The organism is Moheibacter stercoris (assembly GCF_040545805.1).
GTDB classification, from domain to species: domain Bacteria; phylum Bacteroidota; class Bacteroidia; order Flavobacteriales; family Weeksellaceae; genus Moheibacter; species Moheibacter stercoris.
This window is the reverse complement of sequence record NZ_JBEPMO010000008.1, coordinates 45303-63708: the sequence shown is the minus strand read 5'-3', so window position 1 is coordinate 63708 and position 18406 is coordinate 45303. Positions and strand designations below refer to the sequence as shown.

Here is an 18406-nt window from a genome sequence, read left to right as displayed (position 1 = left end):
TTATTTGATTTTCGCATTTCCATAGGTCATGTTCAATAAGATGTCACCTGAACCATTTCCTGCAGAACCTTCATAGGAGGCAGAGGAACCTTTTTGAATTTCTTTGGACATTTTGACATTTTGAGGAAAGGATAAACTTCCATATTTAAAATTGCCTTCCAATTTATATCCAGCATCTTTGTCAATTCCCAAAGTGACCGAAATGTAATTTGACCCGATGGAAACTTTATTGAATCCTTTTTTGACATGAGCTATGGAGATTGAACCATATTTCCCTGAAAAGACAAATGAATTGCTTAAGTTTTCAATTTTAATATTGCTATAACTTGACGCATTGGTGACAGCATTGGCATTTTGGATGGACAAATTTCCATAGCTAATGTTGTTAATCAAATCATGAACTTCGCCTAAAGAAATATCAGAATAACGAGCGTTTGTATTTATAAGTTCAGATTTTGAAATCGTTATTTTACTATAAGCCAGATTGATGGATGCAGATTGAACAAAATCGATACTAGCCTTGGTTACATAATCAAAATCCAATAAGTTGATGGCATTTTGCAATTGACCTGCAGTGAAGTTTCCGTATTTCAGGGATATATTGGTAGAACCTTTAAGATTATCAATATCAATATTTCCATATTGGTTTTGGATGTAAACGTTATTGGTTTTCGGAAGTTTTACGAAATAATGAATGGAAATATTCACATTGTTCTGATTTTTGATATTCTCGATAAGGGTTTCAGCGGCAACTAAATTCTGGTTAGATGAAAAATTGATTTTAATGGCATCCAAACGATCTTTCACCCTTTGAGCATCTTTGCCGTCAACTTGAATTTCGATATGAAAATCAACTTTGTTTTGATTCCAGCTACTGATGTTTACGTTTCCGTATCGATTGTTAATTTTAACATCAGCTGTTGAGTTCACTTCAAAACTACGTTTGATGACTTTTGATTCAATGATTTCGGGCTTGGCTCCCCAAGCAAATTGAATTCCAAAAAGGATAATCCAGAGAAAGTTATATAGTTTCATTTTGTTTTGTTTTTAAATTTTGAATGCTTTCAATTTGAGTTAAGACGTTTTCCAATAATTCCACTTGGAATTGTAAATTTTGAAGAATGGAACGTACGACTTGAGCGTTTCCACCGCTTTCTTTTAGGTCTATTAATAATCGATTATAATCTTTTTGTAATTCGTTTAAACTGGTCATGGAATGATCAATAAACAGTCTATTATCGGGAGTTTCAAGTGCTTTTACTTCTTCAATTTTCTGCTGAACGATGTATGAGAAATGATTTTCAGCTTCATTTAAATCGGGCGAATAAGCAGCCAAAATTCTATCATTTTCTAAAGTTTCGTTTGTTGTTGGACTGAATTCTAAAAAGAAATACGTTGCCAACATCGCAATCGGAATAAATATGGCTGCAACTTTCCAATAATTAATTTGAACTTTTTGTTGTTGTTTATTTTGTTCCTTTAATTTGGACATAAAGCGATCCTCATGACCATTTGGTAAGGTAAATTCTTGTTGGAATTTTTCCTTATTTTGTCCAATTATATCTTTCCATTTATCTTCCATTATTCCTTTAATTTAATAATGTAATTAGTTTATTTTTAGCACGATTTAGCATCACTCTTGAATTGGTATTACTCATTTCTAAAATCTCAGAAATTTCTTCGTAATCATATCCTTCTAAATAGTACAAAGAGAAAATAACTCGATAATTTTCTGGAAGTAAATCCATTGCTTTTTTGATTGCTTCGATTTGCTCGGTGATATCAAATTCTTCTAATTCTTCTATGATGGATAAGTCATCTGTTGAAGCCATTTTCTCATACATTTTGTCCTTTTTTAGATAATCTAGAGATTTATTGATGACAATTTTTTTCAACCAAGCACCAAAGGTTACCTCTCCTTTAAATTCATCTAATTTGTCAAAAGCTGAAAGAAACGCATCTTGCATGGCTTCTTCAGCGCGCATATCATCCTTGATTATATTTCTACTTACGTTGTACATAGCAGCCGCATATTTTTTGTACAAAGTCATTTGGGCATTGGTATTGCCTTTTAGACATTGCGAAATCAATTGCTTTTCTGTATGGATCTGAAATAGTTTCAAGGTCGAATTATTCGTTCTATCTAAAAGACGAATTCCTTTTACAAGTTGTTACAGTTTTAAGAAATAATTTCAATTAAAATAGTAAATTCGAATAATCTAAATTTGAAAAACCTTCTATAAGCCTTTATTTTACCGACATAACGATAATTTATGTTTTGTTGAATTTAAAAAAGATATATGAGGAAATTTGGATTCTTATTTATAGGATGTATACTAATGAGCGCCTGCTCGACTAATTATTTTCAATCTACTCAAACCCAAGTAACGAGTGATGTAAAATCCTATCAAAAAGTACAACTTGGTCAACCCTTGGATTCTATTTCACTTTATTTAATGGGTGATTATAAGCAATTTCAAGGTGATAAGGAGTTAATTTGGATCAATCAAAAGGAATTATCTCAACTCATAACATTTAAAATCCAATCTAAACCTGACCATCAAGTTCTTTTTACCTTTAATGATATCTCGGAATTCAACAATACATTTGGTTTCTTTTATGACAATCTTTCTAGTGAACTATTGAATGAAAAAATGGAAGGAATTGATTTTTATAGGTTTCAAAATGGAATTCAATTCTTTTATCCTTTTATGAATTTTCAAGTGGTCGATACTTTTTTGGAAAAGGGTAATGGTCAACTGCGATTCTTATCCATCAATCGCCCGAATTACGAGAAAGATCCTCATCAAGTTTTCTATTATGACGAATTAAATAGATTGTTTTTCACCATTAATTCGCATTTATTTCAAGAATTGGAAGAGAACAAAAGTTTTGAATCAAATCCCTATGGAAATTATCTAAAATACTTCGAATCCATCAAGGATACCACTGCCTATGGCAAACAGATGAAGGCAAATGCCTTGAGTTTTTTAGGCGATTTGGACAGTCGAAATCGATTAATCGCTCAAGTTTTTAACTATCAGAATAGAAAACCTTTTGAGATTTCTGATGATTTTCAACCGCAATCAGCCAATGAATTCATACTTCAACAAACAATAGATCAGCAGGTTGTGATGTTCAATGAAAATCATATGAATCCTGAAAATCGGATTTTTCTTGCACAACTATTAAGCGATTTGAAAATTCAGGGTTTTAAAACCTTGGCTGTGGAAGCTTTGAGCACAAATGATTCTTCTTTTATTGGAAATGTTCCAACCCAAATGGCTGGCTATTATACGAGAGAACCAGAATTTGGGAATTTGCTACGAAAAGCCAAAGATTTAGGATTTGAAATTTTACCCTATGAAAATACCTTGGAAACCGATTTGAAAGGAATGGCGTTCAATAATTTCAAAGATTCTATACAAGCAGAAAATTTGAAAACAATTTTTGAAAAAAATAAGCGAATGATTGTTTTGGCGGGTCATAGTCATATCGAAGAAAAGCAAAAAAGTGATTGGAAAATGATGGCGCAACGTTTTTATGAAATTACCAACGTAAATCCATTGACCATTGAGCAGGCGATTTTTTCCAATTTAGGCTCAGCATCTTGGCGAAACAATGTTTCGGAGAAGATTTCAGAACCAACTGTTATGGTAAACAAGGATGGCAAAATTTGGACTGTTGCAGATGGATATTTTGATATTCAAGTGATTTTCCCGTCAAAAAATGATTGGATAAATGAAAATCGAATCGCGTATACATTTGACTATAGAAGAGGATTGGAAGGAAATATTATTCACATATATAATGAAACAGATGTAATCAGCAATCGACCTATTCCTGTTGCAATTCAAGAGATATATTCAAACGAAAACAACCAATTTTATCTTCCTGAAAAAGGAATTTACCAATTGGTTGTCTTGTCGCCCTTTGGGCAAGTTTTGTATGGGGAACGAATTAATCTTGAGTAAATTCGTTTCGGTATGCTTCAAATTCTTCTAGAATAGTTTGCTCAATCGCCTTGGGCATACGACGAGTTGCTTCAAACTCTGTAGTGCTCAAGGATGGGAAATCTTTTCTTGTCGGAATGATTTCAATGCTATTGACCAACATGTCAATTTCTATTTCATATTGACGATAAGCAACCGAATGAAAGGTATCGTTGCTGTAAATCGGAACCATTTTTTGATCAATTAAAAATCCAGCATCAGCTTCAGAATCCACAAAATGGCAAGTAACACCAAGAGGTTGTTTGTTGTGAATTGCCCATTTCAAAGAATCCAATCCACGAACTTTGGGCAACCAACCTGGATGAGAATTGATCAATTTATGGTTTTCAACCAATTCATCTGGTAAAAGTCCCGCACCGGCAATTAAAATGAAATCCGTTGGATGTTTTTCTAAGTACGGATGAATCTCATCGGCTGTCACAGTTTCAAAACCATACGAAAGTCTTTCACATAAAAGATTTGTTTCAACTTGAATAGCAGTTGAAGGACGATGCGCATAAATAGGTTTGAACGGATTTTCTCTTTGAACAAAAGGCAAAGCCAAAACTGTTACTTTTTCATATCCTTTGGCTTTTAATTGAAATAAAACGTCTTGCGTTTTTCTATGTGGCGTGTTGTAAGAAATGACAACAATTTGAGGTTGATTCATTTATTTTAAAATATATTCTTTGTGGTAATTGACTAAATTGTCGATAGGTTTACGTACCACATGGCCAACCTCTAAATGGTAAGTAGGAGCAACAGCACGTAAAATATCTTCGTAATAATGAGCAACAGATCCAATGAAATTCACTTCTGAGAATCTCGCTTCTGGATTGGGAATCACTTGATTTTCGAAAAATTCACACATCGAAGTGTAAATCAGATTTTGCATAAATGGATGATCTCTTTGCTCGTTAACGAACGTACTAAACGAAGCCAAATATGCATTTGCCAATGGTTTCTGATAAACATTGATGTTGAGAATACTGATGGTTAAATGATAGGTTTCGTGAAATTTATCTGCCAATTCTTTCGGCATTTTCTTTGAAAAATAGGCATGAAGCAATTTTTTACCCATATGGTTTCCACTTCCTTCATCTCCCAAAATATACGCCATGGAAGGTGTTGCTTCTTTGATTTGTTTTCCATCAAAATAGCAAGCATTGGAACCCGTTCCTAAAATACAAACCATCGCAGGAGTTCCCCTGTAAACAGCATAACAAGCAGCCAATAAATCATGGTCTACATGTAATTCGGCATTGGGGAAAAATTTTACAAATCCCTTTTTGACGGTATCTTTCAAGAAATCAGCCGAACATCCTGCACCATAAAAATAGACTTTGGTAATTTTCTCGGCAATCGTTTTGAGTTCCTCGTTTTTGAACATTTCTTCTTCAATCGAATCTGAGTCAATATGGTATGGATTGAAACCAATGGTATTGCTTCTAAAATGTTCAGACAAGTCATCATTCAAAATGACCCAATCCGTTTTGGTCGATCCGCTATCGGCGATTGCTATCATGGTATGGCTATTTAGTGGATGGCTAAATTAGGTTGTTTGAAGGATTTCTGCAAACACAAAAAAAAGAAGGGAAATCAATTCCCTTCTTCAAAACTATTTAGTCTATTCCAATTTCGATGAACTGTTGCTGTTCGTTTCCTGCTGCGTCAATCAAATAAATTCCTAAATGATAATGGCCCAATTCAATAGAATCTCCTTCAATAAGAGTTGGGATTTCTATTAAATGCGTTGCTTGATAGCTATTTGGATTCCCTTCAATTGTAGCGGTATGAATGTAATACCATTCTGCGCTGTTCGCATTTTTGTGTGTATGACCATCTCCCGCATGGTGAACTTCAATCTTATAAGATCCCAAGGCTAGATTGTCTGTAAAATTTGCATTCAATGCAATGCTTTCACCTGGATGAAAGTGTTGATCCTCTGTAGGTGTATTTAAGACAATTGTAGGTTTTGTTGTGTCTGCTGAATCATCGTCAGATGAACAAGCTTGAAAAGTAAAAACGGATGCTAATAATAGACTGTACGTTACAATTTGTTGTTTCATTTTTTTAATTTTTTGAGTTAGTTATGTTTTAAAAAGGTATTTGAATGATTAATTGTATGTTTCTACCCATTTCTGGAATTTCCAATGCGCGGTAATAGCTCATATGGTTGAAATAGGTTTGATTGAAAAGATTCTGTCCCGACAAAATGATGTCTGATTGAAACTTGCCCAATTTTAATTTTGATTGAATTTTTGCTCCAAATAGGGTATACGAACCTGTTTCTTCCTCATTCTTCGCCACTCGATCTTGTTTCATCGCATGTTTTACTTGAACTGAAAAATGTAGATTTTCAAAAGTTTTTCCCTTCGAAATAATTTCCCAATCCCATTCGTTGAAAAATTGAATTGGTGGACTAAAAGGAAGCGGATACTTCTCTTTTGAATCTCGATCTTTCTGTTGATTGTAAAGGAATTCAACACTGAATATTCAGTTCAAACGATTCCAAAATTTCTTTTCAATAGTCGCTTCCATTCCTGTGATAAACGCTTCCGCTTGGTTGTATTGGTAAATTTGACCACCGTGTGGAAGAGGCGAAAATTGAACGGTTGGTTGTAAGAAAATATAATTTTGGAAATAATAGAAGTAAGGATTGAAAATAAAATTCCACGAATCCGGATGATAGGTAATTTTCAAATCACTTGACCATCCTTTTTCAGGATCCAAATTGGGATTTCCTTTTTCATGACGAAATGAACCATGATGAATTCCATTGGAAGCCAATTCAATCGCATTAGGAACTCTGAAGTTGCTGCTTAGATTAAAATTAAAATCTAAATTGGAAGTTGGTTGATAAAGCGCTCCAATTGCATAATTCAGATTCCAATAATCATTGGATAAAGCTTCGCTTCTTTGTGCAAGAATTTCTGCGTTTTCGTTTGTATGACCATTTTGAATAAGAAATTGATGCAAATAATCATCGAAAAATTCAGCGATTGACAGTTTGGTATAATCCAATCTGATTCCAAAATTCAAATTCCACCTTTCATGAAATTTCCAGTTATTCGTCCAAAATCCTGCGAAATTTTGTTTCGTAAATTCTGGTAACAAAAAACTATATCCTTTGATTTGGTTGTGTTGAATTTGAGACTGGATTCCCAATACTGACTCCCAATTTCTCAAAATAGAATGTTCGAATTTCAGATGAGCATCATACGTCGATAAATTAAAATCCAATTCTAGGTTTGGATCAACCAGAGGAGGAGTGTGTGAATTTCCATAATGCGTATGGAACTCACTAAATTCTTGTCGATGATTGTTTTGAAAACCCAAAGAGAATTTCAATTCACTTTCCCCAAAGGGTAAGATGGTTTCGTTCTGAAATTTAAGATGTTGAACCTTTTGAAAAGGAAATCCAATGTTTCTTCGATCGCCATCATCTTCCACGCGACTTAAATCTGGAACGCCATGCGCACCTGGGAAAAATCCTAATTTTTGCTGATAGAGGCTGAAGTTAAATGTGTTCTCCAATTCATGGGAATCATATCCCAATTGGATGGAAGTGGACAATTCATTTCCAGCAGTATTCTTCAATCGGCTATTGTAAATAGGGATGTTTCTTGATAAATATCGGATGGATTCTGTAGGAATTTCGTAGTCGGCAAAATCAGTATAATTCGAGGAAAACTTCCAATAAAAATTTTCATATCGTTTCTGAATTTTCACCGCTCCGCCCAAAGATTGATTGCCAGATCTTCCAATTCCAATAAAATGTCCATTGAAAGAATGTTTCGCTGGTTTTACATTGTTCTGAATGGAAATCACACCTCCAATGGCATCACTTCCGTATTGCAAAGCTCCAGAACCTTTGATGATTTCTATCTTTTCAATTGCCCATGGACTTATCTCCAATCCGTGATCTGCTCCCCATTGTTGTCCTTCTTGTTTCATACCATTTTCGGTAACCGAAATACGGTTAAATCCCAAACCACGAATGACGGGTTTTGAAGTTCCAGAACCAATTTCCATGGACTGAACTCCTGGAATTTTCTCCAAAGTTTTGGCAAGAGATCCGGCAAATTCATTTTGCAAAAATTGACGATTAACAACTTCTTTGTTTTCAACCTTTGCCTCATGTTGATGCTGAATTAATGATGTTGACAATTGGATAATTTCGGGCTCCAAAATAAAATTTATAGTTTCATTTTGGGATAAATATTTTGACTCCAACCATGGTTCATATAAGGGAAAGTCAATGGAAATATCGTATTGACCCGATTCTGCTAAAACGATTTGATAGCGACCATTTTTATCTGTATACGCTTTCTTTTCATTGAATTGTATCTCTACATTTTTCAAAGATTCTCCCATTGCGGATGTTACTGATCCTTGAATGGAAATTTGTGCATTGGCTCCAATCCCTATGAAACATAAGAATAGAAGCAAACGATTCATTTGCATAATGATGTTTTAAAAATTACTAAAAACGATTAATAGAAAGGTTTTTAAGCAATTTTTGGAGGTCCTCTTAAAAAATTTGAGTCGAATTTATAGGTTGAAATTTTGGATTTTATTTCCCCTATAGATGGAAGTTGTATGTTGGTGGTAAAATCATTGAATTCAAAGACATCAAATGTGATTTCCAAAGGTTGAGCAAATTGGAATTCACATACTTCACAATGATTTTCACTGTTTTGAAACTTTTCTTGAGACGAATGATCGGTATGACAATGATGAGAATGATGATCAAATAAATGCCCAATTTGATGGATAGGTTGCATCATAATCAACAAGAAGAAAAGACTTGTTGACAAGATGGAAATCCAGTTTTTATGGGTTACTTTAAACTTCAAATTATTTGATGTTTTTTAATTCTTTTAAATTTTTACCTAAGCGTCGCAAAAATACACCATAAATCAATCCATAATAAATTCCGCTAAAAATTAACATTAACACAATGGTAACTATCGCCATGATGTATCCAACCTTTTGGGCGGTCATTTTGGTTGACTCAATGGTTTCATTTAAATGAGGCTGGCTATTGAGGTAAGTATTGGAACCCATCTCGACCATGATAGGGGTGAAGAGTAACAAAATTCCAACAATCCAGATGATGATAAACCAAGTGATAATTCTACGGAATTTAATTATCGAAGTCATTAAATCTTTTACCGATAAAGAAGAATTAATTTTTCGATAGAAATAAAAAGTAATTCCGAAAATAACCAAAGATCCAAATAAACCTATATGTGAGAAATTCTCGTATTTGGTGAAAATATCTTCACCAATAACTTTAATTCTTTCTTGATCATATACATGTTTTCCAGAAAATAAAGTCCAAATAGACATCGAGATACCAATAATTACCTCAATGATTGTGATGATAAATAACCATTGAATGGAATTGACTGATTTGCGATGAATCATTTTGAATATATCATCGGAATCATAGGTAATTTTATCTTCTTGGCTTTGCCATAAAGATTTTAAATCATCTAATTCGTTATTATCTGTATTATTTCCTTGCATAACTTGGATTCATCATTTCTTTAAGTTTCTCTTTGGCTCTGTTCATTTTTACACGAGCATTAACTTCTGTAATTCCCATTGTTTCGGCAATTTCCTTATAAGGAAGTTCCTCTAAATATAATAAAACCAATGCTCTTTCGACGTCATTTAATTTTTTAATACTCGAATTCAGTAGTTTTAAACGTTCTTCCTGAACTTCATCGTATTCCTGTGATTTAAGATGTGAAAAGTTAGTTGAATCTATGGAGGTTACAGGGATTGATTTTGATTTTTTACGTATCAAGGTAATGGCAGTATTTAACCCAACGCGGTACATCCAAGTACTAAATTTGGAATCCCCTTTAAAAGAATCAAATGATTTCCAAAGTTGCAACACAATCTCTTGAAATAAATCCTCATGTTCTTCTTGGGTATCCGTATAGATACGGCATACCTTATGAACAATCCCTTGATTGTTTTGAATTAATTGTGTAAAATCAATTTCTTTTGAATTCAATTCCTAACCTATATAGTAGACAAAAATAGAATAGAATATGAACATAGCAAAATTATGGGATAGAATTTCCAGAAGGGGTAAAAACGAAGAAACCCTCGCTCAAAACTGAACGAGGGTATTCCCCCTAACCAACTTAAACCTAATGAAAATAGTTTTCACTATTTCCAGTGCAATTTTACGACATATTTTTGAACTACAAAGAAGAATTCAGGAAAAAATTCAAAAAAATCTCAAGAAATTTATATCTCATTGATTTTCATGGCTTGACTCGGAGAAATTTTTGCAATTAAGTAGGACGGAAAGATCAAAACTACCGCCGATATTAGGATTGCGGAGAGATTTAAAAGCAAAATTTGAGTCAAATCTAGGTGAACTGGAGCTACAGAAAGGTAATAATTTTCTGCTGGAAGCTTAATGACCTTGAAATATTTTTGAATTAATAACAAACTAATTCCAATGAGATTTCCGAAAAATAATCCGGGGATCATAATGAAAATAGAGTAGTAGATAAATATTTTACGAACTCTCCAATTGGTAGAGCCCAATGTCTTTAATAAACCGATGGAATGCGTTCTTTCTAAGATAAGAATCAGCAAAACCATGATCATATTAATAATGACAACCAATAGCATAATGAACAATACCACAAAAATATTGGTGTCAAAGATTTCAATCCAATCATTGATTTGGGTAAAAGAACTCGTTGCGGATTGGGCGTATAATTGGAAATCAATATATTCATTGACTTTGTTAGCCGTTTGATCTATCTTTTCAACGTTATTGGTGAACAATTCAAAACTTCCAATCGTCAAACTATCCCATTTGTTCAAACGTTGAACATGTTTGATGTCTCCTAAAATATAAATATCATCAAAGTCTTTGATGTCCGTGGAGAAAATTCCTGTAACCTTAAACCTTCTATAGATAGGCTTTCCTGTGTCTTGAAGGAAATAAGTAACAAAGCTACTATCCACATCCAAATGCAATTCGTTGGCAATTTTTTGTGGAAGAACAACTTCATCACTGATCTTCGTTTTTTCGATGTTTGGAAATCTTCCTTTTACTAAATAGGAATCAAAACGTTGGACATCATAATCGGTTCCCACACCTTTTAATACAATTCCACTAAAATTATCGGGCGTTCGGATGATTCCACTTTTTAAAGCAATGGCTTGAACGTGGGTAACTTCTGGAATAGAGGTGAAGATCGGATAAAAATCTTGTTGAATGGATAAAGAATCCGAATTAAAGGATTGATTGCTGTTGTAAGGTTTGATGGTAATATGTCCATTGAAGTCGGCTAATTTTTGTTTGATTCCCTTTCTTGCGCCAATTCCTGTAGAAAGCGTGATCAATGCTACCATAATTCCAATGGCAACAGCTAATTGTCCAATACGGATAATCGTGGTAGAAAGGTTATTTTTACTACTTTTACCAAACGCAATTTTTTTTGCAAACCACCAAGAAAAATTCAAACCTTAAAATTTTAGTTATGTTTCAAAATCTTTTCAAATATACAGCATTTGCATTATTCCTTTCGATTTCTTGTCAAGCTCAAACACCAAAAGCTGTAAAGGATGTTTCTAAAGATGAAATCAAGACAAATGGTATAACAAAAGAGGTTCTAACCGGAGCACAACAATCCAATGTGTATTTGCCAATTTTAAAAGCAAAAAGAGTAGGAGTTGTGACCAATCAAACGGGTATAACCGATGGAACAAAGATGATAGGTAAGAAGAATTGTGGAAATGAACCCAATTCGGGGACTTGTGCCATATTTGAACAAATAAGCATCGTGGATCATTTGATTGCCAATGGAGTGGAAGTGAAGAAGATTTTTTCTCCTGAACATGGTTTCAGAGGAGATGCCGATGCTGGCGAAACAGTGAAATCGGGTAAGGACACCAAAACGGGATTGCCTATTGTCTCTTTGTACGGAAAGAATAAAAAACCAACCAAAGAACAATATGCCGATTTGGATATCATTGTTTTTGATATTCAAGATGTAGGAGCGAGGTTCTATACCTATATTTCTACCTTGCATTATGTGATGGAAACGGCTGCAGAAACGAAAAAAAAGGTGATCGTATTAGATAGACCAAACCCCAATGCACATTATGTAGATGGACCTGTTTTGAGTATGAAGTACAAAACTTTCGTAGGAATGCATCCTGTGCCGATTGTCTACGGGATGACAATCGGAGAATATGCGCAAATGATCAATGGAGAAGGTTGGTTGGCAGGTAAACTGAAAGCTGATTTAGAAATTATTCCATTGAAAAACTATACGCATGATACGCCTTATTCCTTACCCGTAAAGCCTTCGCCCAACTTACCGAACGACAAATCCATTAATTTATATCCGTCTACCTGCTTTTTTGAAGCATTCAATGGAAGTGAAGGTCGTGGAACAGATAAACCATTTATGGTATATGGTTCGCCATTCCTGAAAAATATGCCGTATCAATTTACACCACAGCCAAACGCAGGAGCCAAGGATCCACGATTCAAAGGTCAAGTTTGTTATGGCGAAGATTTGTCAAATCATCCCGATGTGCATGAAATTAAGTTGGAATGGTTAATTCGAGCTTATCAAAATTATGAAGGAAAAGAACCCTTTTGGATTAAAAATTCAGGGGAATTGTGGATTGATAAATTAGCAGGGACCGATCAGCTGAGAAAACAGATTGAAGCAGGACTTTCAGAAGAAGAAATTAAAAAATCTTGGCAGGCAGATTTGGATAAATTCAAAGAAGTTAGAGCAAAGTATTTAATTTATCCATAAGTTTATATAAAATTTATAAATTACTACATTAGAGTTATTTAAATTGAAATATAAAAATATAATTTTTGATTTAGATGGTACACTTTGGGACTCCAGAAATACCATCATCGATAATTGGAATCGCATTTTGCTTCGTGCTGAATTGATTTCAAAACCCTTAGAAATTGATGATCTAAATCCATACATGGGATTATTGGCAGAAGATATTTTACGCGATATTGTTCCTGGAATTTCATCGGAAAAGCTGGAAGCAATTCTGATGGAAATTAAACAACATGAAAACAAAACGATTCGTGAAAAAGGTGGATTGTTGTATCCTTATGTTGCCGAATCCTTGGCATATTTAAAAAAAGGTCATGATTTATACATTGTAAGCAATTGTCAGGACGGCTACATTGAAGCATTTTTGGATTATTTTGGTTTTGAAGATATATTCAAAGATTTCGAATCTTACGGACGAACGAAACAAAATAAAGCCTCAAATATTAAATCCGTCATAGACCGAAATAAACTAAACGAAACTGAAACTGTTTATGTCGGTGATACACAAACAGATTTTGAATCATCTAAATCCAATGGTTTGGATTTTATTTTTTGTGCCTATGGTTTTGGAGAATTAGAAACGGAAAAACCAAACTATATCATTCAAGATTTTAAAGATTTGATACCAATTTTATAAGGTATATATATAATATTATATAGGTTGGTGAATTTGCCTCATTTCTATCCTAAAATTTACCTAGTAAAAATGCCTATAATTTATATTATGTTAAATAGAATTTCAAGGAAGAAAAGAAACACTTCCTTTCCGTTTATTTGTTCTGTATGAAAATTAATAGATTCCCTTCTTCAAAATTTATTTCTACTTCATTTGATTCCGCGCGATTTCTAGTTCCGATCCGAGCGACGATAGATAAATCTTCATTTTGAAGCGGATATTTTAACCCTTTGGTGGTAATATTTTTTGTTTCTGGGAATGGATACAAGGAAATTATTCTTCCTTCGTAGCCATCTAATCTAGTTTGGTTATCTGCGAAAAAATAATAACTATAATCGTCAAAAAATAAAAGTGTCAATTTTTCTTTGAATTTCAATCCAGCTGTTAGATTCCCTAGAAAATGGTCATGTTCCATGCCACTACTTCCATATACATGAACTTCTTGGTGCTTTCGATCGTTGATAATTTGCAGAGCTTTTTCAAAATCTGTGAAGTTTTGATCGGGTGTCGGGATAATTTCAATTCCATCAGAAATTAATTGTAAATCCAGTGAATCCATATCACCCGTTATCACATCTGGTTGAATATTTAATTTAGATAAATATCCATAAGCTCCATCAGTACAATAAATTAATTCATACTGTTCAATATTCGGAACTAGCTTTGGGGCTTGGCCATTTAAGAATAATGCGACTTTATTCATTGGGTAGCCATTTAATTTCCTCATGCCCTGCATCCATAGCTATTTTTCGTGCGAGTACAAACAAATAATCCGACAATCGGTTTAAGTATTTAATCACTTCTGGGCGAATTTCTTCCAATTCATGTAAAGAAACAGTAATTCTTTCGGCTCTTCTACAGATACAACGACTCACATGAGCCTGAGAAGCCGCTAAATTTCCACCTGGTAATATAAAATGCATTAAAGGTTCAAGCTTCTCCTCCATTTCATCAATCCAGGTTTCCAATTGCAAAATGTCTCCCTCTTCCATCAACTTAGGTAATCGGCATTGACCATTGGCGAGATACAATTTTGCTGCAGGAGTAGCTAGCTCTGCTCCTACATGAAAAAGATTCTTTTGAATTTGAATCAATTGATCTATAATGCTTTGTGATAAAGGATAACTTCTAATTAATCCAATTGTGGAATTCAATTCATCAACGGTTCCGTAAGAATCAATTCGAATATGATTTTTGGAAACCTTTACTCCACCATATAAAGAAGTTTCTCCCTTATCCCCTGTTTTTGTGTACACTTTCATTTAGATAGTTTTTTCAAAGATATTTATTTTTAAGTTTCTCATAAGTTTTTGATAGTATTTTCAAATATTGAAAAACTTGGTTCAATTTTTGTTGCAATTTCGAAAATTCAAATAATTCTTTATCAAATATTTGAATTTTTGTTGTGTTAATTGAGAATCAATTTAACGTAAACTTTTTAAAAAATTTAAGGGAAAAAAGCGAATTATTTAAGATAAAATTATAGATTCGCATTCTTGTAAATAAAATTTAGTGATAATTTAAATTAAAAATGGAAATGGAAACAAATGAAACTATTCAAACAAGAACATCTAAAAGAGGGGGATTAAATGCTCCAATTACAATCATTATTTTAATAGGCGTTGCGATGGCTATTTTCTATGGTTTATTTGGAAGCGTAAATAACTTCGAAGGAGGAACTACGGCAGGACACCCGAAAAACTTCATGGGGATTATTTACAAAGGAGGTGTGATTATTCCATTCCTAATGTCTTTTTTCTTAATGGTAATCGTTTTTGGTATTGATAGATTTTTTGCATTGGGCAAAGCAGCTGGTAAAGGTAACATTACCAAATTCGTTGAAAACATCCGTGATTTAGTTGGAAGAAACAAAATCAACGAAGCTTTGGAATTATGTGATCAACAACAAGGTTCAGTAGGTAACGTTGTTAGAGAAGGTTTGACTACGTACAAAGCTTTGTCTAATGATAACTCTATGAACAAAGAGCAAAAGTTGATTGAATTAAACAAAACATTAGAAGAAGCTACAACGTTGGAAATGCCAACTTTGGAGAAAAACACTTCTATTATTTCAACCATTGCATCAGTTGGTACGTTAATCGCGTTAATGGGTACGGTAATCGGGATGATCAAGGCATTCTTTGCTTTAGGTGAAGGAGGAGGAACTCCAGATGCTGCAGCATTATCAGTAGGTATTGCAGAAGCACTTATCAACACCGGTATGGGTATTGGAGCTTCAGCTATCGCGATCATCGTTTATAACATGATTACAAATAAGATTGATGACTTGACCTTCAAAATTGATGAAGTAGGTATGAGCATTCAACAATCTTTCGCATCTCACCATTAATTCATTTTTTTGAAATTCAAGTGACGGAATCGTATTCCGTTTGATTAACAAAATTATTGATAACAAAAAAAAATGAATAATGGCAAGAGTTAAACCAAAAAGACAAGGTATCCACATGGATATGACGGCGATGAGTGATATGGCTTGGTTGTTGCTAACATTCTTCATCCTAACCACGCAGTTCAAGAAGCCGGATATTGTCCCTGTGAAAACACCTAGCTCTGTCGCAGAAACCAAAATTCAAGATGGTCATTTGATGAGAATCACCATCAACAATGAAGGAAAATATTATTTTAGTATTGTTGACGACAGTAATAAAGTTCCAGTATTGGAAAGTATGGGAGCAAAACATGGTATTAATTTCACCGAAGCAGAGAAATTCGCATTTAGTAAAATTTCAGAAATTCCTGTTCCGATTAGACAATTAAAATCCTATTTGAATTTATCAGACGGTGAAAAACAAACATTCATTCCTGGTATCCCATTAGATAGTGTAGATACGCAATTAATTGACTGGGTTCAATTGACAATGGCTCAAGACCCTGAAGTAAAAATTGCAATCAAAGGAGACGTAGGGACACATTACCCTGAGTTCAGAGATTTAATTAAGCAATTAGTTGACCGCGACATTAACAAGTTTCAGTTACAAACTAATTCAGAAGCAAAACCTAAAGATTAATACCCATGGCACAAATAGAAGAAAAACAAAGCAATGATAGTGGCAAGGTAAGAGCGAAGAAGCAGTCGACAGCAGTTGATATGACTCCTTTGGCAGATTTAGGTTTCCTTTTGATCACGTTCTTCATGTTTACCACTACATTTAGTAAACCCAACGTGATGAGCTTAAATATGCCTCCGAAAACTCCACCTAAGGAAATTCCTCAGGAGACTCCGGAAATTCATTTGTCAAACTCAATTTCCATTATTTTAGGAGGAGAAAACACAATATTCTGGCATCAAGAGGATAAAACTAAATTGGTAGCAGACGGTTTGAATCAAACCGATTATACCAAAGAAGGTATTAGAAAAGTTATCATCGATGCTCGTAAAAGAGCAAGAGATGCTGATAAATTTACCGTGATCATTAAACCAACAGATGATTCAACTTATGAAAATTTGGTGAACGTCTTGGATGAAATGGAAATTACTGAGTCTTCAAGATATGGTATCGTTGATATCATAGAAAACGAAGTAAATGTGTATAGAGAGAAAAGTGGAATTAGTAGTAAAAATTAATCTGAAAAGTCATGTCAAAAGAAAATTACAAATCGCTAGATGACATTGTATTCGAAAACAGACACAAAGAATACGGTGCGTATGACCTTAGGATGACCGAACGTTCTACCTTGTTAAAAGCATTTTTAATCGGATTATTGGTCATTGGTTTAGTAACCGCAGGTGTTTTCACGTATAATTCGGTTTTCAATAGAAAAGATAAAGTTGAAACAGAAGTAGTTGTAACTTTGGAAAATATTGAAGAACCAGAAATTATTGAAGAAGAAGAAATCAAACCTGAGGAAGAACCGCCACCTCCTCCACCAGAACCAGAAGTAGCACAAGTTAATGCGGTTATTCCTGAGCCTAAAGAGGAAGTGAAAATTGAAATTCCACCTGCAAAACAGGAGGATATGCAAGACAAGCAAATCTCTAACGTTGACAAGGAAGGTGAGAAAACCACCACGATTGTAAGTAAACCAAAACAGGAAGAAGGAACAGGTACTGCACCAGCTCCAAAACCTGCTCCAGTTGGAAACTTTACAGCACGTCAAGTTAAAGATATGGCGGTATTTCCTGGATGTGAAAAGTTCAGTGGAGACAAAACGAAGTTAACACAATGTATGTCTCAAAAATTGAACGAAGAATTAGGAGATCAATTAGCTGATTTTTCTGATAGAATGAGTGATAGAGGTGAATCTCAAGCAGTAGCTAAAGTTCGTTTCGTTATCGACAAATCTGGAAAAATCATCCAAGTTCAAGCCTTACAAGGTGGCGCTGGAGGTGTTAATGCCGAATTAGGTAGAGAGTCTGAAAGAGCGTTGAAAAGCATCGCTACTCGTCTAGCTTCACGCGGTAGATTAATTACCCCTGCAAAACTAGAAGATGGTTCAAGTGTAAACTTACAGTTTGACTTACCTGTAACTTGGAGATCTGCGAATTAATAGATTACCACGTACAACCATACAAAAAAGAGAAGCAATTGCTTCTCTTTTTTTTGTCTCTATTTATAAGGATTGATTTCTAAAAAGTATAAAATACAAAAAAAGCGAAATAAAACTATTTCGCTTTCTGTGACCCGGCTGGGGCTCGAACCCAGGACCCCAACATTAAAAGTGTTGTGCTCTACCAACTGAGCTACCGAGTCATAAACTCTAAAATTAACATTAAAATAGCGAAACTATTGTTCCGCTACTAGTGACCCGGCTGGGGCTCGAACCCAGGACCCCAACATTAAAAGTGTTGTGCTCTACCAACTGAGCTACCGAGTCATCGTTAGTACTTGTCTAACGGGATGCAAATGTAGAAATAATTT

21 protein-coding genes and 2 tRNA genes are annotated in these 18406 nt (G+C 34.2%); 7 read left to right on the top strand and 16 right to left on the bottom strand.

The genetic code is table 11. The features are described 5' to 3' along the window. From ABID46_RS08105 to ABID46_RS08095, 3 genes are read right to left on the bottom strand one after another with little or no spacing between them, the layout of a single operon-like run. The gene (locus ABID46_RS08105) at positions 1-1035 is read right to left on the bottom strand and encodes a hypothetical protein (protein ID WP_354508890.1); all 1035 of its coding nucleotides are present in this window, start codon (positions 1033-1035) and stop codon (positions 1-3) included. After that, positions 1022-1582, bottom strand: a complete 561-nt coding sequence (locus ABID46_RS08100) for a hypothetical protein (protein ID WP_354508888.1) — start codon at positions 1580-1582, stop codon at positions 1022-1024. The genes ABID46_RS08105 and ABID46_RS08100 overlap by 14 nt, the downstream gene beginning before the upstream one ends. Positions 1583-1589: 7 nt before the next feature. Beyond that, positions 1590-2123: an RNA polymerase sigma factor gene (locus tag ABID46_RS08095; RefSeq protein WP_354508886.1), complete on the bottom strand. Its 534-nt coding sequence runs from the start codon at positions 2121-2123 to the stop codon at positions 1590-1592. A gap of 177 nt (positions 2124-2300) precedes the next feature. On the opposite strand from ABID46_RS08095, the gene ABID46_RS08090 reads away from it, so the two are divergent. Continuing rightward, a complete protein-coding gene (locus tag ABID46_RS08090; protein ID WP_354508884.1) occupies positions 2301-3974 on the top strand; it encodes a hypothetical protein in 1674 nt (557 codons plus the stop codon). On the opposite strand, the gene ABID46_RS08085 is transcribed toward ABID46_RS08090, so the two are convergent. The 9 genes from ABID46_RS08085 to ABID46_RS08045 all read right to left on the bottom strand — a co-directional run bounded on the left by ABID46_RS08085 (position 3961) and on the right by ABID46_RS08045 (position 11498). Continuing rightward, positions 3961-4662 (bottom strand): formyltransferase family protein, encoded by a 702-nt coding sequence (locus ABID46_RS08085; RefSeq protein WP_354508882.1) that lies wholly within the window; start codon positions 4660-4662, stop codon positions 3961-3963. The two genes, ABID46_RS08090 and ABID46_RS08085, sit on opposite strands and share 14 nt — an antisense overlap. Next, the gene (locus ABID46_RS08080; RefSeq protein ID WP_354508880.1) at positions 4663-5517 is read right to left on the bottom strand and encodes an ATPase; all 855 of its coding nucleotides are present in this window, start codon (positions 5515-5517) and stop codon (positions 4663-4665) included. It lies immediately after the preceding gene. A 97-nt stretch (positions 5518-5614) separates the two neighbouring features. Next, positions 5615-6061 (bottom strand): DUF4625 domain-containing protein, encoded by a 447-nt coding sequence (locus ABID46_RS08075; RefSeq protein WP_354508878.1) that lies wholly within the window; start codon positions 6059-6061, stop codon positions 5615-5617. Positions 6062-6089: 28 nt separating this feature from the next. After that, positions 6090-6317 (bottom strand): hypothetical protein, encoded by a 228-nt coding sequence (locus ABID46_RS08070; RefSeq protein ID WP_354508876.1) that lies wholly within the window; start codon positions 6315-6317, stop codon positions 6090-6092. A 171-nt stretch (positions 6318-6488) separates the two neighbouring features. Beyond that, on the bottom strand, positions 6489-8459 hold the full coding sequence (locus tag ABID46_RS08065; protein ID WP_354508874.1) for a TonB-dependent receptor: 1971 nt from the start codon (positions 8457-8459) through the stop codon (positions 6489-6491). A 44-nt stretch (positions 8460-8503) separates the two neighbouring features. Continuing rightward, entirely contained in the window at positions 8504-8851 is a 348-nt protein-coding gene (locus ABID46_RS08060; RefSeq protein ID WP_354508872.1) for a hypothetical protein, read from the bottom strand. 1 nt (position 8852) lies between these two features. Further along, positions 8853-9527: a DUF8845 family protein gene (locus tag ABID46_RS08055; RefSeq protein ID WP_354508870.1), complete on the bottom strand. Its 675-nt coding sequence runs from the start codon at positions 9525-9527 to the stop codon at positions 8853-8855. Beyond that, a complete protein-coding gene (locus tag ABID46_RS08050; protein WP_354508868.1) occupies positions 9514-10023 on the bottom strand; it encodes an RNA polymerase sigma factor in 510 nt (169 codons plus the stop codon). The genes ABID46_RS08055 and ABID46_RS08050 overlap by 14 nt, the downstream gene beginning before the upstream one ends. A gap of 239 nt (positions 10024-10262) precedes the next feature. Further along, positions 10263-11498 (bottom strand): ABC transporter permease, encoded by a 1236-nt coding sequence (locus tag ABID46_RS08045; protein ID WP_354508866.1) that lies wholly within the window; start codon positions 11496-11498, stop codon positions 10263-10265. Positions 11499-11515: 17 nt separating this feature from the next. On the opposite strand from ABID46_RS08045, the gene ABID46_RS08040 reads away from it, so the two are divergent. After that, entirely contained in the window at positions 11516-12808 is a 1293-nt protein-coding gene (locus ABID46_RS08040; protein WP_354508864.1) for an exo-beta-N-acetylmuramidase NamZ family protein, read from the top strand. 43 nt (positions 12809-12851) lie between these two features. Further along, positions 12852-13487, top strand: a complete 636-nt coding sequence (locus ABID46_RS08035; protein WP_354508862.1) for an HAD family hydrolase — start codon at positions 12852-12854, stop codon at positions 13485-13487. Between the two features lie 133 nt (positions 13488-13620). Here ABID46_RS08035 and ABID46_RS08030 read toward each other — a convergent pair whose 3' ends face one another. Then, on the bottom strand, positions 13621-14229 hold the full coding sequence (locus tag ABID46_RS08030) for a thiamine diphosphokinase (RefSeq protein ID WP_354508861.1): 609 nt from the start codon (positions 14227-14229) through the stop codon (positions 13621-13623). Next, positions 14222-14788 carry a cob(I)yrinic acid a,c-diamide adenosyltransferase gene (locus ABID46_RS08025; RefSeq protein ID WP_354508859.1) on the bottom strand — a complete coding sequence of 189 codons (567 nt, stop codon included), beginning with the start codon at positions 14786-14788 and terminating at the stop codon, positions 14222-14224. Before ABID46_RS08025 ends, ABID46_RS08030 begins: the two co-directional genes overlap by 8 nt. Before the next feature lie 269 nt (positions 14789-15057). On the opposite strand from ABID46_RS08025, the gene ABID46_RS08020 reads away from it, so the two are divergent. The 4 genes from ABID46_RS08020 to ABID46_RS08005 all read left to right on the top strand — a co-directional run bounded on the left by ABID46_RS08020 (position 15058) and on the right by ABID46_RS08005 (position 18035). Further along, a complete protein-coding gene (locus ABID46_RS08020) occupies positions 15058-15876 on the top strand; it encodes a MotA/TolQ/ExbB proton channel family protein (protein WP_354508857.1) in 819 nt (272 codons plus the stop codon). Between the two features lie 79 nt (positions 15877-15955). Continuing rightward, a complete protein-coding gene (locus ABID46_RS08015; RefSeq protein ID WP_354508855.1) occupies positions 15956-16555 on the top strand; it encodes an ExbD/TolR family protein in 600 nt (199 codons plus the stop codon). Positions 16556-16560: 5 nt separating this feature from the next. Next, entirely contained in the window at positions 16561-17112 is a 552-nt protein-coding gene (locus ABID46_RS08010; RefSeq protein WP_354508853.1) for an ExbD/TolR family protein, read from the top strand. A gap of 11 nt (positions 17113-17123) precedes the next feature. Beyond that, complete coding sequence (locus ABID46_RS08005; RefSeq protein ID WP_354508851.1) at positions 17124-18035, top strand: hypothetical protein; 912 nt, start codon at positions 17124-17126, stop codon at positions 18033-18035. A gap of 130 nt (positions 18036-18165) precedes the next feature. Here ABID46_RS08005 and ABID46_RS08000 read toward each other — a convergent pair. Together ABID46_RS08000 and ABID46_RS07995 are read right to left on the bottom strand one after the other, a co-directional pair. Then, a tRNA-Lys gene (locus tag ABID46_RS08000) sits at positions 18166-18238 on the bottom strand. Between the two features lie 51 nt (positions 18239-18289). Further along, positions 18290-18362, bottom strand: a tRNA-Lys gene (locus ABID46_RS07995). Positions 18363-18406 lie beyond the last annotated feature (44 nt).

Excerpts from the sequence above, each read along its gene's own strand:
- ABID46_RS08105 (WP_354508890.1), bottom strand. The coding sequence starts at position 1,035 with ATGAAACTATATAACTTTCTCTGGATTATCCTTTTTGGAATTCAATTT.
- ABID46_RS08100 (WP_354508888.1), bottom strand. The coding sequence starts at position 1,582 with ATGGAAGATAAATGGAAAGATATAATTGGACAAAATAAGGAAAAATTC.
- ABID46_RS08090 (WP_354508884.1), top strand. The coding sequence starts at position 2,301 with ATGAGGAAATTTGGATTCTTATTTATAGGATGTATACTAATGAGCGCC.
- ABID46_RS08085 (WP_354508882.1), bottom strand. The coding sequence starts at position 4,662 with ATGAATCAACCTCAAATTGTTGTCATTTCTTACAACACGCCACATAGA.
- ABID46_RS08080 (WP_354508880.1), bottom strand. The coding sequence starts at position 5,517 with ATGATAGCAATCGCCGATAGCGGATCGACCAAAACGGATTGGGTCATT.
- ABID46_RS08075 (WP_354508878.1), bottom strand. The coding sequence starts at position 6,061 with ATGAAACAACAAATTGTAACGTACAGTCTATTATTAGCATCCGTTTTT.
- ABID46_RS08070 (WP_354508876.1), bottom strand. The coding sequence starts at position 6,317 with ATGAAACAAGATCGAGTGGCGAAGAATGAGGAAGAAACAGGTTCGTAT.
- ABID46_RS08065 (WP_354508874.1), bottom strand. The coding sequence starts at position 8,459 with ATGCAAATGAATCGTTTGCTTCTATTCTTATGTTTCATAGGGATTGGA.
- ABID46_RS08055 (WP_354508870.1), bottom strand. The coding sequence starts at position 9,527 with ATGCAAGGAAATAATACAGATAATAACGAATTAGATGATTTAAAATCT.
- ABID46_RS08040 (WP_354508864.1), top strand. The coding sequence starts at position 11,516 with ATGTTTCAAAATCTTTTCAAATATACAGCATTTGCATTATTCCTTTCG.
- ABID46_RS08030 (WP_354508861.1), bottom strand. The coding sequence starts at position 14,229 with ATGAATAAAGTCGCATTATTCTTAAATGGCCAAGCCCCAAAGCTAGTT.
- ABID46_RS08025 (WP_354508859.1), bottom strand. The coding sequence starts at position 14,788 with ATGAAAGTGTACACAAAAACAGGGGATAAGGGAGAAACTTCTTTATAT.
- ABID46_RS08020 (WP_354508857.1), top strand. The coding sequence starts at position 15,058 with ATGGAAATGGAAACAAATGAAACTATTCAAACAAGAACATCTAAAAGA.
- ABID46_RS08015 (WP_354508855.1), top strand. The coding sequence starts at position 15,956 with ATGGCAAGAGTTAAACCAAAAAGACAAGGTATCCACATGGATATGACG.
- ABID46_RS08010 (WP_354508853.1), top strand. The coding sequence starts at position 16,561 with ATGGCACAAATAGAAGAAAAACAAAGCAATGATAGTGGCAAGGTAAGA.
- ABID46_RS08005 (WP_354508851.1), top strand. The coding sequence starts at position 17,124 with ATGTCAAAAGAAAATTACAAATCGCTAGATGACATTGTATTCGAAAAC.